Below are 17,274 nucleotides of genomic sequence, written 5' to 3'. Positions count from 1 at the left end.
TTTTTAATCATACCCCTAAAATCCCTTTATTATGATGAAAAACACCCCTTTGTTTTTCATCTTTTTTTAGGAAATTGGCTTTTAAAAAAGCTTACATATATATATAAATAATAATTCCCTATAATTATGCATAGATAGCACCCCTATCTATGCAATTTTTTATATTTATATATTCGATCTTATATCTATCTATTTCTTTCAGCAACTAGTTTTCTTTCTAAATCTCCTAACTGTTTTCTTAATCCCTCTAACTTACATCTTTGAAAGTTAAATCTCTCTCTAATTTCATCAGATGTTTTATCGTCATCCATCATACTTTTTACTATAGCGTCAGTTTGTGCAAACTCTCCTCTGATAATATGAATTTTTTCTTGTAGCTCTCTAATTACCATATCCTTCTCAACAGTGTTTTCCATAAATCTTCCCCCTTTAATATATTTCTTTCATATTGAAGTTAAATTATTATATAGAATTTATGTATATATTTGTTATTATTATATAACCAAAAAAACTTAATTACAATTAATATATTTTACATAAGTCATATTTTATAAATTTTATCTAATATCCTAATGAATAACTTCTAGTAAAAAGCTTTATACCTCTACTCATCACCTTTTATACAAAATAATTATACTTTAAAGTTTCTATTCATCTATTGTAATGTCTATAATAAAAATTATAAAAAATAAAAGGAATAAGCTCCTCACCTACTCCTCTTAAAAAACTCTATTTATATAAAAGCCATTTTAGTTTTACATTTCAATCCTCAGACTTACATTACTCTGCTATCTTCTTGATCATAGTCCTTAAACATAAGTGTATGATAGATAACTTGGTATTGACTAATAATAGCAGTAATAATGCTAGCTATAAAACTTGCAGCCCCTGCATCACCAAAAATCAATCCTAGTATATAGTCTATTATACCTCCAATTACAGCAACAACAAGAAGTTTACAGAATACATTACCAAATCTACCTCTTACTATATTTATGCTATATTTTAGAGCATCTATTGCACCTAATTCATGTATAGCAATAGCTTGATATGAGAATGTTACATATATAAATAACATAATTGATGCAAGTACTGCAACTACAAGGAATATTCCAGCTACCGTCTTAGATATAAGTGTAAGAATAGCTGCTATAAGACCTACCCCTATAGTTGCTGATATAGAAATCGCAACTATTAATAAAACTAATACAGTAATAGTTTTAATTTTCCCCATAGCAAATTTAATTGCATCTAATGGGCCATACCCCATATAACCTTCCTTTTCATGAATTAACTTTACAACCGCAACCATAAATATGTTTCCTAAAATTCCAAAAATAAATACAATGGCCAAAACAAGTAATATAATGCTACCAATTGCATTAGTTGAGCCACTTATTAAAGTAAAAGTTATCATTCCAGCAAGTGGTACCATAAGCATTCCTAATACTATCATAGGTAGAACTAATAATATCCCCATTATACATAGGATTCCTAAAATATTGTCTTTAAAACCGTCTACACTATTTACTAATAAGTCCTTTATTCCAAGCTGTCCCCTTGATTTACCTTCCTGATTCATATTCATTTTTTCTTACCCCATTAATATAAATTTAAATTCTATATATACTATGAACAAGATTAAGTTTTATTACTATTTTTGTAAAATATTTATAAATGTTTTCCGTTTATTTTTTGAGCTGAACTTAAGTTTATGAAAAGGCTATAAATTTATAAAGATTAAATTCATAGCCATTTATATAATTTTCTTATATCTTAAAAAGTTACTACATAAACTTAAAATTTTATTATAAATATATGCTTTTGATAGGTCTATATTAAAGTTCTTTATACTGTTCTTTTTTTATAAAATCAGTTAAATCAACTAAAGTTCCCTTGTTGATTCTTGAGTACTCTGCTGCTAAAGCCATAACATGACTATGCACTGATGCATCTATAGATGTAAGATTATTCTCAGGATTATTATCTAAAAACACATCAACAGTATTTCTAATTAATCCTTCGTCTCCTCCACCATGTCCGCCTAATTTAGAAGTTGATGAAGATGTAACTTCATTAACATTTATAATCTCAGCTTCTTTACCAAAGTAACATATTTTGATTATATTGTTTTCTAAATCACCAATTATTTCTCCCATGGTTCCCATAACTTTAATTTGACGACTACACTTTTCTGTAAAGGCTGTCATTGTAAAATCTGCTGTTGAACCATCTTCAAATTGCATTATTACTACTTGGTGATCTACAACATCATTATCACATTTATAAACACAACGTCCATAAGGTCCTGTCTTTAAAGCTTCATATACTCTATCCTCTGATGGATTTAAAGTTAAAGCTTCACAAGGCCATTTAGCTCCGTGTCTTATACCTGTTAATTTGTCACTTATATAAATTTTTTCTGCATCATAAGGGCATGACTCTTTACATTTACAGCCCTCTAAACATCTATCAGTTGAACCCTCTGGAGCATTCTCCTCTTTAAATAAACTTAGACTTCCAAAGGAAGATATTTTTTCACATCTTTTACCCATAAGCCATTGTAATATATCCATGTCATGACAGCTTTTAGCTAAAATCATAGGGCTTGTTTCTATAGAATTTCTCCAATTTCCCCTTACAAAACTATGTGCCTGATGGTAATATCCAACATTCTCTATAGCTTGGATTGTTCTTATTTCCCCTAACTTTCCGCTATCAATACATTTCTTTATAATTTCAAAGAATTTAGTATATCTAAGTACATGACATACTGTTACTATTTTATTATACTCATGAGCTTTACTTTGTAATTCTAAACATTCTTCTAAATCTGGAGATATAGGTTTCTCAACTAAAACATCATAACCCTGTTCTATTGCTTTTACCGCCTGAGCTACATGTTGCCTATCTTGAGTTGTAACAAACATAACATCTGCAAGCTTAGGATGTTTTAACATCTCCTCAGCACTTGTAAAACACATTTCCTTAGAAATATTATATTCCTTAGCTGCTTCCTCAACCTTTTCTGCTACTATATCTGCAACAGCAACAACCTTCATTTTTCCTTCACTTAACTTCTCAAACTCTGAATAAGTTTTACCTCTTAACCCAAATCCCGCAACTGCAACAGTTATACATTCTTTCATAAAAGCATCCCTCCACTGTCATAGTTAATTTCTTAACACTTAAAATTATATAAGAAAATCTAATAAACTTATATAATAATAAGGTATTAATAGGAATATCGTATAGGTTTAGAATTATCTATAGAGTTTTTCTATAAGTAAAGATCAATATAAATTAAACTTATAATGTTTTAATTCTCTCTTGAGGTCTCTCTGATATGACTTTTTTTAAAATTTCTTATTTGCGAACTTTAATACATTTAATTGTTCTTTTAGTAATATATAGTGTATTTATCTATATATTAATTTAAAATAAACTTTTTGTAAATAACATTTATTCTAATTTTTCGAGTTTTTATAGCAAAAGCTTCCTATGCATTACTATAATACTTACATTGATTTTTTTAACGCTTCACTATATGTAAACATTTTCGTTATTGAAATAGCACTAAACTTTCTCTTAATCATTCTTATAAAAAATACTTTTTATTTTAATAAATATAGTTATTATAAGATGAACTATTTCATAGTATTTCTCATAAATTAGTATTAGTAATAAATAACTTAATTTTAATTTTTATGAAAGGAACTGATCTTATACTTATGGAGTATTTAGAGAGTAATAACCTCATGGCTACTGTAGGTGCAATAAGCCGTATATGCAAAGACACGGGCTTATTTACTCTTACAGTTGAAGGAAAGAAACTATATAAAGATGAATTTGATAAAATCCACGTAAATATTACTAATACTACAGTAATAAAAAACATGTATGGAGAACTTCTATCTCCTGAATTACTTAAGAAGGAGGACTATGTAGTTGCTACCTATGGATATATGGGTATAGCCTCAGAACTTCTAATAATAAATGAGCAATAATTAAATTTAGTATATTTAAAAGGCCCATGATGAATTCATGAGCCTTTTTTTGTATCTAGTAATTATTTTAAAGGGATTGTGTATTGCTAATTATTATATTAATCCTGTTACCATTATAACTGCAACAGCTACAGGAATAACAAATACTACTACTGGTTTCCACCAATTATAAATTCTAAATTTTCCGCATCCAAGATTGGCTTCTTCCTTATAATTTTTAAACTTCCATACAAAGGCTGTATATAAAGATATTATCAACGCCCCAACAGGCATTAATACATTTCCTGATAAAAAGTCTGCCAAGTCAAAGAAGTTTCTTCCTCCAATTAATACATCCTTAAGTGGACCATATGATAATATAGGTAATATACTCATTAATAATATAGTACCAAGTGCCACCAAAGTAGATTTTTTACGATCTATATTAAATATTTCAGAAATACATACTGCAACTGCTTCTAAATATCCCATTCCTGAAGTTAATCCTGCAATTACTACAAGAAAGAAAAACATAATACCAAATATTCTTCCACCAGTCATTTGAGCAAATAAGTTAGGCATTGTTACAAAAACAAGTCCTGGACCTGAATCTGGTGATAATCCTAATGAGAAAATAGCAGGGAATATTATAAGTCCTGCAACAATAGCAATCATAGTATTAGCTAAAACTATAATACTTGAATCACTTGGTATGCTACTTTTTCCTCTTTCTAAATAGCTACCATATATAAATGCAGTAGCAACTCCTATTCCTATTGCAAAGAATGCTTGCCCCAGAGCTGCTAATATTACCTGTCCATTTATCTTTGAAAAGTCAGGAGTTAAATACCATTTTACCCCCTCCATTGCACCTGGCAATAAAAGAGATTTTACTGCTAAAACAATTAATAGTACAAATAACGCTGGCATTAATACCTTACAATATTTCTCTATACCATCTTTCAATCCTCTAGTAACTATAATACCTAATAATATGGTTACTAAAATAGTATAGAAAGTAACTTGAGGCATATTGCTTGTAAATGAACTATAAATTGCTTGAATCTGCACTGTACTAGCGCCTGCAAACTCTCCAGTAATCATCTTAACTAAATACGCTACCATCCAGCCTAAAATGACAACATAATAGCTCATAATCATTAGTGAGGCTATACCACCTAGCCATCCAATCACACGCCATGGACTTCCCTTCTTAGTTAGATCTCTCATTCCTAATATAGGACCCTTTTGAGTCTTTCTACCAAGGGTAACTTCTGCTATAAATAGTGGAATACCTATTACTGCTGATAAAATAATATATACTATTAAGAAAGCTCCTCCACCATTAACTCCAACCATATATGGAAATCTCCATATTGCTCCTAGTCCTATGGCGAATCCAGCTGTAGCCATAATAAATCCAAATCTACTACCCCATGATTCTCTGGTCTTTTCCATATGAACATCTCCTTTATTTATGAGGATGTCACACTAAAGATTTATATAATATTAGTTACAAGCTTTTAATCTTAAGCCTTACTTTATACCTATATATTTACTTTTAATGAAACATCCTCACATACTTTTAATTAAATGAACGTCATATTTCAATACTTAGCTTTATATTTTAAATCTTAACCTTCAAAAACAGTTTGTTCTTCTACCTCTGTTTGAAGTGCCTTTAATGCTCTCTCAACTATTTTTCTTCTTAGCTTTTTATCTCCTTCTTCTCCTAAATGAGGGTCTCCTAAAGGATATGGTATTCCTATAGCTGGTACTATTCTATTGGCACCTATTGTAAGGGAAATAGGAACTACTGTAGCAACGTGAACTACAGGTATTCCTGCTCTTTCAATTTCTTTTACCATTGTTGCACCGCAACGAGTACAAGTTCCTCATGTAGAAGTTAATATAACTGCTCCCACACCATCAGCGACTAGCTTTTTAGAAAAATCCTCTCCAAATCCCTTAGCATTACCTACTGATGTACCTGTTCCTGTTGTTGTTACAAAATAGTTAGCAAGTTCTCCTATAACTCCTTCCTTTTCTAAATCCCTCATAACATCTAAAGGTACAACCAAGTTAGGATTCTTGGTAACGAATGCTCTATCGTAACCTCCATGGACAGTCATAAAGTCATTTGCACTTAATGAGTTCATTCCTGTAATATCATAAATTCCATACTTAGTAGCACTTGATGATTCTATTCTATCTGGATTTCCTTGTGGAACTACTCCACCTGATGTAACTATAGCTACCTTTGTATGAGCTAAATCCTTAACCGCTGGATTAGGATCAACTCTGTCAAATACAGGCATTGGATACTCTGTTGTGAACTCTTCTCCTTTTACCTTTTTCAAAAGCATGTCTATAGCTCTATCTGAACCTCTCTTATCACTAAAGTAATTAACTCTTATACCTCTTTCAATATATCCCTCTTCCTTAGGTGATAATATTTCTTCCCCTTTAGCCATTTTTAAAATAAGCTTAACCATCTTAGGAACTGTATTTCTCATATCTGCAGCAGATATAGCAGTTTCTATTATGTGTAAATCCTTTTTAAACATGTCCACACCAGGGTTTTCCTTATACATAGCTGTTATTACTGGTATTTTAAGCTCTTCCTCTACAGCCTTAGCAATGGTACCACATGCAACCCCATATCTTCCTGCATTAAATGCTGGCCCAGCTATAAATACATCAGGATTGTAAACTTTAATCATTGATATTAAAGCATCCTTAGCTTCCTCTAAGTTCTCACCAAAGTAACTATCACCACATATAGCCGTAGCAACAATTTCTCCATTATCACCTAACTTAGCATTTAAAGATAATCCTGGCCCTACAGCACCTTCCTTTATCATAGGAGGAATATCAGCCTTTTCTTCTCCTCCAATTCCAGCAAAAAAGTTATTTATATAATGAACTACTCTTAATTTCTCCATTACTCTTCCCCCTTCTTAGTAAGTTCTAGCTGCTAACTTGTTATATCCATTAGCAATTGTAGCTGCAATTACTATTTGAAGTTCAGCCTCTATACTTCCATCTTCCTTTAAGCTACCTTCATATCCACCAATCATGGTTTCCACAAAATCAAGAGTTCCTATAACCCTATCCATAGGAGGGAAGTTAATAATTATATTTCCTTGTCCACAAGAAACTAAGGCATCTGCCTCTGAAGTCGCATCTGCTAATGATTGTGATTTACCATCTCTACCTGGGAACTCATCAGTTATTAAAACAACCTTTGCTCCAGCTAAAGTAGCTTTTTTACAATTCATCATTAAATCTGTATCTGGATTTCCATATCCCTCTTCAGTTATTAAAACCCCATCTAGTCCTAAGAACTCAACTAGATTTCCAACCATATCTGAGCATCTTTCCTTATCAGCTAAGAATACATTTTCATTAGTTAAAATAACACCAATGAAGTTTACATCTTTACCATGTCTCTTATATAAATCCTCAATAACTGGATTATTTAAGTGATGGAATGTTGTAACCTTATCACAAGGAGCAACACAGTTACCGCTAGTTATAGCTCCATCCATTATCTCAGTAGGACACATTAGTGTAGGCACTATTTGCTTAGCATCTACTCCGTAATAATAAGTGTCATGAAGTAACCCTTGAGACTGTAGCATGTGTATATACCCAACCTTAGGTAAATCAGGATACTGTTTAACCTGCTCTAAGTAAGGCTTAGTTTCATAAACTACTAACTCATCAGGTTCAACATTTCTACCTGCCTCACCTATATAAGTTGCAACTCTTAAACCAGCCATTCTTGCTGCTCCCTCATATTCATGAGTTTCTAAGCCCTCTCTTGGTTCTAAAACTACACATACATTATTAGTTTTAGAAAAAGGAGTGTACTGCGCTACTGGTCCAGACATATCAATAATACCTTCTTGGAAACCTACAATCTTACCACAGGTAATAACAGTTGAGCCTACAAGTGCATGAGTTCTACCACTACCAACAGTTTTAACCTTGTTTATCATACCTGGGAAAATAGCACCCTTACCTGAAACCTTTACTCTTGGCTCTATTACATCCTTAACTGGAGCTATTCTTATTGATTCACCAGGTCTCGCAAGTTCAACCTTTACTGATTTAATCATATCGTCTTCTAGGACAATCCTCTTTATCTCCTCTGAATTTACATACAAAACTCCATTTTCAACCTTTGTTACCTCTCCAAATTGCACATCATTAATGTGTATTTTACCTAGTTCTAATCTCAAACTAGAGCACCCCCTTAATATATTTGAATTTTATTAATAAACTTATTTGCAACTGCTCCACTTACTAAAGACAAATCTATAGTTTTAAAATCACCTAAGGTTTTATCACTCCACTTAGGTAGAGCCTTCATCTTTAAAAATTTTTCAGCAGAACTAATACTATTTTCAACTAACTGTAAACTATAAAAATCTAAACCTTGCTTTTGCTCCTGAAGTACAACAGATCTATAAGGAGTTTGATTCGGTTTTATGCTCCCAGCTAAAGGATGTGTTAGCAACTTAAATCCTTCATGCACCTTATCCCTAACCTTATATAAAACCTCCATGTAAGACCCATCATCAAGATAAACTACATTTAAATCATCCTTAAACTTTTCATAAACATAGCTATTATTTGTTATTACTGTCCACATATAATCACCTCCCTAAGTTGCCTTTGACCTTTATATAGCAATTCTCATGCCAAATTTTAACTTTAACTAGAATTAAAACTAAATTTAAAAAAATAATATTTCTTTTATGCCTAAATAACCTTATCTCAAATTCTGACTTACAGAATTACTTCTAATCGCATACCAAGGAAAGGTCTTGAGTTCTCTATATAAATGGCAATCTGCTTTAGTAATTTTTCTTAGAGTAAAATTATTTATATAGCCATTATTAAAACTCCTACAAAATAAAAATTTCCTAGCTTAATTCTTATTAAGCTAGGAAATTTTTTTCTCATTTATTGATCTTTTCATAAATTTAGGAAATTTATTTCTCAGGGGTAGGAAATTTTTTTCTCATTTTAAAAATAGATAAAAAAATACCTAGTAAGTCAGCTTTGCTTACTAGGATCATTAAAATTAAAAAGGTTTGATTATATGTTAATTAATTTGTACACTAGTCTTTTAAGGTTAGTTGATAACCTTTATCAACTATACCTATATGATAACTGTTCTCATTTGCTTTGTCAACATATATTTTTATTTTATTTCATATTCACAAACTTTATTAAAAAGCTGCCTTCTACTTATCCCCAACCTTCTAGCTGCTTCTGATATGTTATTATCACATATCTCAATAACCCTTCTTATATACTTACTCTCAACCTCTCTTCTCATATCTTTTAGAAACTTAATATCACCTATTGATATTTGTTCTTCATTGCAAGATTCTTCTCTAGAGTCCTTTAAGCTATATATATCGAGCTCCTTTAAAGTTATATAATCACTATCACATAAAACTACTATACGTTCCATTATATTTTTAAGCTCTCTTATATTACCCTTATATTCATAGTTAAGTAGAAAATTCATAGCCTCTTTACTTATACCCTTTAAAGATCTCTTAAACTTTTCTTGAGATTTATTGAAAAAATACTCAATAAAATCTTCTAAATCCTCTTTACGCTCTCTTAATGGAGGAATCTTTATTATTATTGTACTTATTCTATAAAAAAAGTCTTCTCTAAAATTACCATTTAAGACCTCTTCACTTAACTCCTTATTAGTAGCTGATATAAGTCTAAAGTCTACCTTAACACCCTTATTGCTTCCTATCCTTTCTATAGTCCTATTTTCTATAACCCTAAGTAACTTAACCTGTGTTTCTAAGGATATATCTCCTATCTCATCTAAAAATAAGGTTCCATTATTAGCTATTTCAAATCTTCCTTTTCTATTTTCATTTGCTCCTGTAAAAGCACCCTTCTCATATCCAAATAACTCTGATTCTAGAAGTCCTTTATAAAAAGCTGAACAGTTTACTGGAACAAAATTTTCGTTTTTCTTTTCACTACAACTGTGTATATACCTAGCTATAATCTCTTTACCAACTCCAGATTCTCCTAGAAGTAATATGTTAACATTACTTTGTGCTGCCCTCTTTATCATACTCAACTTTTCTTGAAACTTCTTATTTTTACTTGTTAATATAAAATTTTCACTTATAGCTCCAAAATCTTCATAGTAATTATTACTTGTAATTTTTTTCTCTACCTTATCAATTTCATCTAAAAGCTCCTTAGGATCATGACTTTTTACAAAGTAAGAAAAAGCCCCCTTCTTCATAGCATCTACTGCATTTTCAATACTTCCATAGCCCGTAACCAAAATTACTTCTATGCTTTTATCAAATAGTTTTATTTTTTCTAAAAGCTCAACACCATTCATGTTATCCATTATTAAATCAGTTAAGACTAAGTCAAATGCTTCACTTTTTATCCTCTGTAATGCCTCTATTCCATTTGATGCAACCTCTACAAAATATCCCTTCTTCTCTAATATTTTTTTAAGAACTAATCTTTGATGAGCCTCATCATCTACAACCATAATTCTTAAATTACTTAAAGAATTAGCCATATTAATTACCCCCTCCCCATGGAATGTCTATATGAAATACTGTTCCTTTATTAACTTTGCTACTAACACTTATGTTTCCTCCAAACTTCTTAACTTCCGTATAAGTTATATATAATCCTAGCCCTGTTCCCTTTTTGTCTAACTTAGTTGTGAAAAATGGATTGAATATATTCTCTAAGTCCTCTTTCTTTATACCATTGCCATTATCAATAAATTCAATTTCTAAGTTATCATTATTAACTTCACAATCAATAATGATTTCTCCCCCCTTATCTACAGCATCTATGGCATTAGATAACAGATTAAAAATAACATGCTTTAAAGAGCCTTGATTTACACTATACTCTAATTCGTTATTACAATTTATTACCAGGGCAATACTCTTATCCTTTAATGCTTTCTTATTTAAATTAGCTATTCCCTTTAAAAATCTACTTATATTAATAATTGAATATTCATTATCAGATAGTCTTCCAAAGTCTAATAAGTTATCTATTATACCACTGGCTCTATCAACAGATGACTCTATTACATCTATATATTCTAATTGTTCCTCCTCCTCAGTATCTACCTTAAGTAAATAAGCATAATTCCTTATTATTCCTAAAGGATTTCGTATCTCATGAGCTACTCCTGATGCTAATTGACCAATTGCCACCATTTTATTTTCATATACTAGCTTTCTTTCACCCATCTTTACCTGAGTTATATCATCTATCATAACTAATATGTTTTCTAAGGGCTCCTCTTGTTCACATAATATAAATGTGCTTACCCTATATATCTTCTTCCTATAATTAAAATCTATCTTTAGGTTTTTCTTTTGAGTAAAGGTTTCGTTTATTACTTCATCCAACTCCTTTGTTTGAAAACCCCTTTTCAAGATAGAATAGTTTTTACCTATTATTTTTTCCCTTGGCTTATTTAAAAAGTTGCATGAAGCCTTGTTTATATTTATTATATTTAATCTTTTATCTAATACTATTAGAAGGTGGGTTAATCCATCAAAGGTAACCTGTAATTGTTTTTTACTTTTATTTAGTTCTGCTGTTTTATTATCAATTTCATTTTTTAATATTAAATTAATAGCATGATAAATATAAACTATTACAGAGATTATTGAAGCAAAAATTAAGCATATTAAAGTAATATGTTTCTTTGTATTTGAGCGCTTTAATGGTAAAGAAACTCCATACCACTTATTATCAATATTACTTAGAATATCTTTTTTCTTTACACTTAATATCCCCTTATTTAATATACTAAGAAGTTCCTTTTCACCCTTAGGTACAGCTAAAACAGCATCCTCATCATATATTACCTGTTCTAATATTCTGACTTTTTCCCTTAAAGATAAAGTATCTAAGGAATATCTTAAAACAGGCTCATCTCCAACAACTGCATCAACATTTCCATCACCTAATAACTTAAGTGCATCCTCTAAATTCTTAGTATAAATAATCTTTACATCCTTGATATTATTATTAATAAATTCTATTGCATAATCATTCTTTGGAATGGCAACTTCCTTTCCAGCTAAATCATTCAAAGAATTAATTGACTTATTATCCTTATCTACTGCTATAGCCCCTTTAAGTACATATATAGGATCTGAAAAATCAAATGCATTGCTTCTTTCATATGAAGGTATTAAATCAAAAAAATCCTTTTTACTCTCTGCAACATTATATAAAGATTCATCCCAATTTTTTAGTGGAACAAACTCTATAACTTGTCCTATTTCTATTGATAAAGCTCTAATATAATCCACTACAGAACCTGTGTATTGGTTATCATTATCTATATATCTAAGAGGTGGAGAGCTTTGGTCCGAACCATAAATTATTGGTCCATGATTATCTAACCACTGCTTTTCAGACTTACTTATAGGCATCGCCCTTTCTATGTAACTTATAATATTTAATCCATATTCAATTTTAAAATAATAATTAGTTAAAAAAGTTAAACAAAGAAGCCCTAAAATAATTCCTATTGATATCCTTTTTCTCATACCTAATGTCCTTTCTAAAAATTATTTATCACTGACCAAAGCTATATATAAATTCTCATTAATCTCTATAGTTTAAATAACACTTCTTATATACACACTCAAATGTATAACTACTAAATAACTGTAATTAAGCTATTATCATAAAGATAGCTACTATTATAATATAGTTGCTTTTTTAATATCTAATACAATTTTATTGCATAACTATATATTTAATTCAAATTTTATAACATTATACTTATTTTAAGCTTAAAAACAAATATATACAATGGACATAATACACAAATAAAAGAGCATAGAAGTAAGATTTTCATCTCATTTCTATGCTCTTTATCTTAATTATAATTTAAAATTGTATCTTACTATTTACTATAAAATATCTACTTTCACTTATATCTAATATCTAATTTTTAAAATAGCCTTATTTATTATCATATACTCGTAGCTTAATTTTTAAGTTAAATAAATCTACATTCTATGCTTTATTAGTAGCTTATCTAAAGTGGCCTTAGGTAAATTCCAATTATATCTTATAGATAAAAGCTTAAAAGATATTGTTACAAAAGCTGAAACATATAAGGCATTAATGCTTGGTATATATTTTTGAAATAACCAAAGTACAAAGGCACCTAATACAGATGCAACTGCATAAATTTCCTTCTTAAATACCATAGGAATATCCTGTACAAACATGTCCCTAACTATTCCTCCACCTACTCCTGTTATAGTACCCATGCAAATAACCACGAATACGTTAGATGCATCATGAGTCATAGCAATATTAGCACCAACAGCTGTAAAAGCACCTAATCCTATAGCATCAACCCATACATTTACTTTTCTTAAAATTTCAGTTCTTCCACGAAACATTTGTATCTTTTGTTGTATTTCTATATCAATAGAACTTTCGTCTAAACCCTCTTGGTTATATTTTTTTCTATATATCTTTATACCACGTTCAATCAACCAAGGATATATAATTACAATTACTATAGCTGTGAAAATACTAAGTAAGCAATAAAATGGATTTCTTAAAGCCTGTGGAGGAGTATGCCCAAGTATAACGTCTCTAAAAATACCTCCACCTACTGCTGTAATAGTGGCTAAAGTTAAAACACCAAAAAGATCGAGCCTTTTCTGCATAGCTATAAGCGTACCAGAAATAGCGAAAGCAACCGTACCAACAAATTCAAAAAGACTTAATAAAAACATATAATCCCACCACCTTATTTTTATCTTTTACATTATTTATATATATCTGTCCAACATTTAATCTACATTGTTAAATATTAGATTGTATTCAAAATTACTTATATACCTTATAATATTAAAACTATATTATAATATCCTAGTTAAGTCTTAATATTTAACTATAAAGTTCTAAAAAGAAATGAAGCCTATTTAATGAAAGATCAATATACAATAAATATACTTCTAAATTAAAACTTAAACTTTTAATTTAAATTCATATAAAATATATTTAAACTCCTTCCCTTAAGTTATAGAGTTAAACCTTTAACCCTATAAAGACCTAATTAAAAACTCATTTGCAATACCTCTTTATGATACTTCAAAGTTTATAAATTGTACTAATAGCTTGTACTCATTTAAGCGTATTACTTAAATATCCTAATTTCCTTAGATCTCATATATATTAAACCTTACTTATAATATACTAATTTTATATCTACATCAATATATTTTTTAAATAATTTAACTCTAATTTAAATTTAGTAATATTCTATAAATTCACTCAATAAAATATTGTCGTTATACTTTATTTTACTTAGGTTTTGCTTAGTTTTCATATTATCTACAATAAATATTATGATGAAATACATGATTAGAATGAAAATCAAATTTAAAGCATTAAATATATTTAAATACTAAAGGAGTACTACACCAACTGTTTAAAGTTTATACAACTTATATATAGGTTTACTAACTAAGTAATATCTAATATCTAAATTGTAATCTTAAAATAAATATATTAAAAGCTCCTTTACATTACTTTAAAACTTTAAATCGTTCCTTGCCTAAAATTATATAATATAAATAATTAAAATAGATTATAACAATGTTACAACAAAAATAAGTATTGTTTAAATAAGCAAAAAACCACACAGTTAACTAGTTCTTGCTACCAGTTATGTGTGGTTTCTCTAATAATTAAGTGACTTTAATAACTAAAATCATTTCTTAATATATGTTTTCCTATGTATAAAAATGTTAATTGGTTATATATACTTCATATTATACTATGATATTATATTTTTATAATTAACCTCATTATCATCTAAAACATCCTTTTTATTTTCATAGCTCAATGGAGTTTCAAGATATAAACTTCTACTAGGGAATGCTACACTAACGCCAAGATTCTCAAGAGCATCCATAATCTCAAAGTTAACCTCTTCTTTAATCTTTAAATGTTCAGATAAAAGATTTCCTATAGTATAACAACTAATCATTATATCTAAGCTACTATCATTAAATTTATCAAAGACAACAATTATATCATCCTTATTAATTCTATCATGAGACTTTAAAATATTCTTAATCTTATCAATACATCTATCTAACTTCTCTCTTGGAGTATCATAAGTAACACCAATAATAAAACTCATCCTTCTCATGTCTCTCTTAGTAAAGTTCATGATAGGTGCATTAGCAATAGATGAATTAGGAATCGTTATAAGCTCCTTATTTACAGTCCTAATTCTAGTACTTCTAAAAGAGATCTCCTCAACTGAACCCTCAATATTATTAACCATTACATAATCACCAATATCAAAAGACTTCTCTACAATTAGAGTGATACCTGCTATTATATTAGCTGCTGCATCCTTAGCCGCTAATGACACAGCCAAACCTCCAAGTCCAATGCCTGTAACTAACATCTTAATATCTATATTCCACTCAGCTAGTACTATACTAGATGCAAATATAAATATAATTAACTTAATTGTCTTAGATATAAAAGGAATTAAAATCTTATCTATCTTAATTCCGAACCTTTCCTTTATACCATCAAAAAAGCAAGATGAGTCATCCGCAAAATTTATAAGTATTTTAGCTAATAGTATTGTTATAGCTGACCTTAAAAATTTATGTGCAACTATCATGTTTATTTTATAGTCAGTACCCAAAATAACCGCAGCCATATAAATACCAAAAATCATAAATCCAGCTCTTACAGGACCCTCCGCTGCTTCTAATAATTTTGAATCCATAACAAACTTAGTTTTATCAGTAAGTTTTTTTGCCAATCTTAAAACATATTTAGTGAACATGTTTTTCATAAGAATAAATAAGAAAAACGTTAATATAGCAAAGCCTAATCTAATTAAATTGCTATAAGAATTATCTGTAAAGAACTTAAATATGTTATCAATTATCCCTATATTAGGGAAAGAAAATATTAAATTAAAATTCATATGTCCCTTATACCTATAAATAATATAAAAACCATCTTATCAAATATAATTTATAAGTAATCCTCCTATTTTAAATTTACACCCTATATATTATTAAACCTTAAATCATATATATGTATACATTACAATTATATTATAAAATCACCATATTAACTATGTATTATATTAAGTTATAGCTGATTTTATAAAGGTAATTTCTGTAGTAATTTTTATAAAACTCCCTATATTAATTATTTATCAACTATTAATTATTTATCAAAATTCTAAAACTCTTTTTAAAATTTAAAAATTCTTTTTATATTGAATTAACTACTTACTTTGTTTATACCTTACCAATATATCCACACAACTATGTTGCTGAGATTATCTAAAAATCTTCAGTTAAACTTCAATTTTAAAATTAAAATTTATAATTAGAATCAAAAAAATAAAAAGCACTTAGTATTTAAACTAAGTGCTTTTGGTGATCCACCAGGGGCTCGAACCCTGGACCCCATGATTAAGAGTCATGTGCTCTACCAACTGAGCTAGTAGATCATGTCTTCCGACTACATTAATAATAATAACATACTTTTATTGAAATTAAAAGACTTTTTTTAAAAATAATGTATTTTATAATAAATTATTCTCTATTTATAGTTTTTTTCAATAATAACTAAAATTTGAATATATTTTTTACCCTAAATATACTTTTATTTAATATATTCATTAAAATATTGCGCAGTTTACATTAACATCTTAGTTTAAATAGATTTAGTTTATTTCAATTTACAAATACCTAGTTAATAAATACCTAGAAGTATGATTCATCTTAAGAAAAAACTACAAATATTATTCATCCATTATTTATTCTAAAAAACATAGATATTATAAAAACATAGATATTACTTATTATAAAATAAACCTACAAAAAATAAAAAATCCTAGCTAATAAGCTAGGATTTGGTGATCCACCGGGGGATCGAACCCCGGACACCATGATTAAAAGTCATGTGCTCTACCGACTGAGCTAGTGAATCATATTACCTGGCGATGTCTTACTCTCCCACAGGGCCTCCCCTGCAGTACCATCAGCGCTGTAAAGCTTAACCTGCCTGTTCGGAATGGGAAGGGGTGTTACCTTTACGCTATTGTCACCAGATTCAATTGTTGAGATGTTCTCTCAAAATTGCATAATGCTAAGAGTTTTTTGGTCAAGTCCTCGACCTATTAGTATCGGTCAGCTGAATATGTTACCATACTTACACC

General features: G+C 29.2%; 12 protein-coding genes, 2 tRNA genes and 1 rRNA gene. 1 reads left to right on the top strand and 14 read right to left on the bottom strand.

Going from position 1 to position 17,274, the window contains the following annotated elements; genetic code table 11:
* Positions 1 to 185 precede the first annotated feature (185 nt).
* The 3 genes from BUA48_RS14420 to BUA48_RS14410 all read right to left on the bottom strand — a co-directional run bounded on the left by BUA48_RS14420 (position 186) and on the right by BUA48_RS14410 (position 3,149).
* Entirely contained in the window at positions 186 to 416 is a 231-nt protein-coding gene (locus tag BUA48_RS14420; RefSeq protein WP_072832765.1) for a hypothetical protein, read from the bottom strand.
* A 359-nt stretch (positions 417 to 775) separates the two neighbouring features.
* On the bottom strand, positions 776 to 1,588 hold the full coding sequence (locus BUA48_RS14415) for a DUF7847 domain-containing protein (RefSeq protein WP_072832764.1): 813 nt from the start codon (positions 1,586 to 1,588) through the stop codon (positions 776 to 778).
* A 250-nt stretch (positions 1,589 to 1,838) separates the two neighbouring features.
* On the bottom strand, positions 1,839 to 3,149 hold the full coding sequence (locus BUA48_RS14410) for a Gfo/Idh/MocA family protein (RefSeq protein WP_072832763.1): 1,311 nt from the start codon (positions 3,147 to 3,149) through the stop codon (positions 1,839 to 1,841).
* A gap of 609 nt (positions 3,150 to 3,758) precedes the next feature.
* Between BUA48_RS14410 and BUA48_RS14405 the strand changes: the two genes are divergently transcribed.
* A complete protein-coding gene (locus tag BUA48_RS14405; protein WP_072832762.1) occupies positions 3,759 to 4,007 on the top strand; it encodes a hypothetical protein in 249 nt (82 codons plus the stop codon).
* A gap of 93 nt (positions 4,008 to 4,100) precedes the next feature.
* Here the strand turns inward: BUA48_RS14405 and BUA48_RS14400 are convergent, their stop codons facing one another.
* From BUA48_RS14400 to rrf, 11 genes are all read right to left on the bottom strand, one after another.
* On the bottom strand, positions 4,101 to 5,444 hold the full coding sequence (locus tag BUA48_RS14400; RefSeq protein ID WP_072832761.1) for a sodium-dependent transporter: 1,344 nt from the start codon (positions 5,442 to 5,444) through the stop codon (positions 4,101 to 4,103).
* 176 nt (positions 5,445 to 5,620) lie between these two features.
* Positions 5,621 to 6,931 carry a sarcosine reductase complex component B subunit beta gene (grdF, locus tag BUA48_RS14390; RefSeq protein ID WP_084666376.1) on the bottom strand — a complete coding sequence of 437 codons (1,311 nt, stop codon included), beginning with the start codon at positions 6,929 to 6,931 and terminating at the stop codon, positions 5,621 to 5,623.
* A 15-nt stretch (positions 6,932 to 6,946) separates the two neighbouring features.
* Positions 6,947 to 8,233 (bottom strand): sarcosine reductase complex component B subunit alpha, encoded by a 1,287-nt coding sequence (gene grdG, locus BUA48_RS14385; protein ID WP_072832758.1) that lies wholly within the window; start codon positions 8,231 to 8,233, stop codon positions 6,947 to 6,949.
* Between the two features lie 14 nt (positions 8,234 to 8,247).
* Positions 8,248 to 8,646, bottom strand: coding sequence for a GrdX family protein (locus BUA48_RS14380; protein WP_072832757.1), 399 nt, complete (start codon positions 8,644 to 8,646; stop codon positions 8,248 to 8,250).
* A 555-nt stretch (positions 8,647 to 9,201) separates the two neighbouring features.
* On the bottom strand, positions 9,202 to 10,578 hold the full coding sequence (locus BUA48_RS14375) for a sigma-54-dependent transcriptional regulator (RefSeq protein ID WP_072832756.1): 1,377 nt from the start codon (positions 10,576 to 10,578) through the stop codon (positions 9,202 to 9,204).
* A 1-nt stretch (position 10,579) separates the two neighbouring features.
* Positions 10,580 to 12,589: an ATP-binding protein gene (locus BUA48_RS14370; protein ID WP_072832755.1), complete on the bottom strand. Its 2,010-nt coding sequence runs from the start codon at positions 12,587 to 12,589 to the stop codon at positions 10,580 to 10,582.
* A 468-nt stretch (positions 12,590 to 13,057) separates the two neighbouring features.
* On the bottom strand, positions 13,058 to 13,801 hold the full coding sequence (locus BUA48_RS14365; RefSeq protein ID WP_072832754.1) for a trimeric intracellular cation channel family protein: 744 nt from the start codon (positions 13,799 to 13,801) through the stop codon (positions 13,058 to 13,060).
* Positions 13,802 to 14,847: 1,046 nt separating this feature from the next.
* Positions 14,848 to 16,026, bottom strand: a complete 1,179-nt coding sequence (locus BUA48_RS14360) for a mechanosensitive ion channel family protein (RefSeq protein ID WP_084666374.1) — start codon at positions 16,024 to 16,026, stop codon at positions 14,848 to 14,850.
* Between the two features lie 461 nt (positions 16,027 to 16,487).
* Positions 16,488 to 16,563: transfer RNA gene (locus BUA48_RS14355), tRNA-Lys, on the bottom strand.
* Between the two features lie 406 nt (positions 16,564 to 16,969).
* Positions 16,970 to 17,045: transfer RNA gene (locus tag BUA48_RS14350), tRNA-Lys, on the bottom strand.
* 5 nt (positions 17,046 to 17,050) lie between these two features.
* Positions 17,051 to 17,167 (bottom strand): 5S ribosomal RNA (gene rrf, locus BUA48_RS14345).
* Positions 17,168 to 17,274: the final 107 nt, after the last annotated feature.

The sequence above is a fragment of the Clostridium collagenovorans DSM 3089 genome, from assembly GCF_900130005.1.
Taxonomy (GTDB): Bacteria; Bacillota; Clostridia; order Clostridiales; family Clostridiaceae; genus Clostridium_D; species Clostridium_D collagenovorans.
This window is presented reverse-complemented; position numbering and strand designations above follow the sequence as displayed.

Excerpts from the sequence above, each read along its gene's own strand:
- BUA48_RS14365 (WP_072832754.1), bottom strand. The coding sequence starts at position 13,801 with ATGTTTTTATTAAGTCTTTTTGAATTTGTTGGTACGGTTGCTTTCGCT.
- BUA48_RS14370 (WP_072832755.1), bottom strand. The coding sequence starts at position 12,589 with ATGAGAAAAAGGATATCAATAGGAATTATTTTAGGGCTTCTTTGTTTA.
- BUA48_RS14360 (WP_084666374.1), bottom strand. The coding sequence starts at position 16,026 with ATGAATTTTAATTTAATATTTTCTTTCCCTAATATAGGGATAATTGAT.
- BUA48_RS14400 (WP_072832761.1), bottom strand. The coding sequence starts at position 5,444 with ATGGAAAAGACCAGAGAATCATGGGGTAGTAGATTTGGATTTATTATG.
- BUA48_RS14405 (WP_072832762.1), top strand. The coding sequence starts at position 3,759 with ATGGCTACTGTAGGTGCAATAAGCCGTATATGCAAAGACACGGGCTTA.
- BUA48_RS14415 (WP_072832764.1), bottom strand. The coding sequence starts at position 1,588 with ATGAATATGAATCAGGAAGGTAAATCAAGGGGACAGCTTGGAATAAAG.
- BUA48_RS14375 (WP_072832756.1), bottom strand. The coding sequence starts at position 10,578 with ATGGCTAATTCTTTAAGTAATTTAAGAATTATGGTTGTAGATGATGAG.
- BUA48_RS14420 (WP_072832765.1), bottom strand. The coding sequence starts at position 416 with ATGGAAAACACTGTTGAGAAGGATATGGTAATTAGAGAGCTACAAGAA.
- BUA48_RS14410 (WP_072832763.1), bottom strand. The coding sequence starts at position 3,149 with ATGAAAGAATGTATAACTGTTGCAGTTGCGGGATTTGGGTTAAGAGGT.
- BUA48_RS14380 (WP_072832757.1), bottom strand. The coding sequence starts at position 8,646 with ATGTGGACAGTAATAACAAATAATAGCTATGTTTATGAAAAGTTTAAG.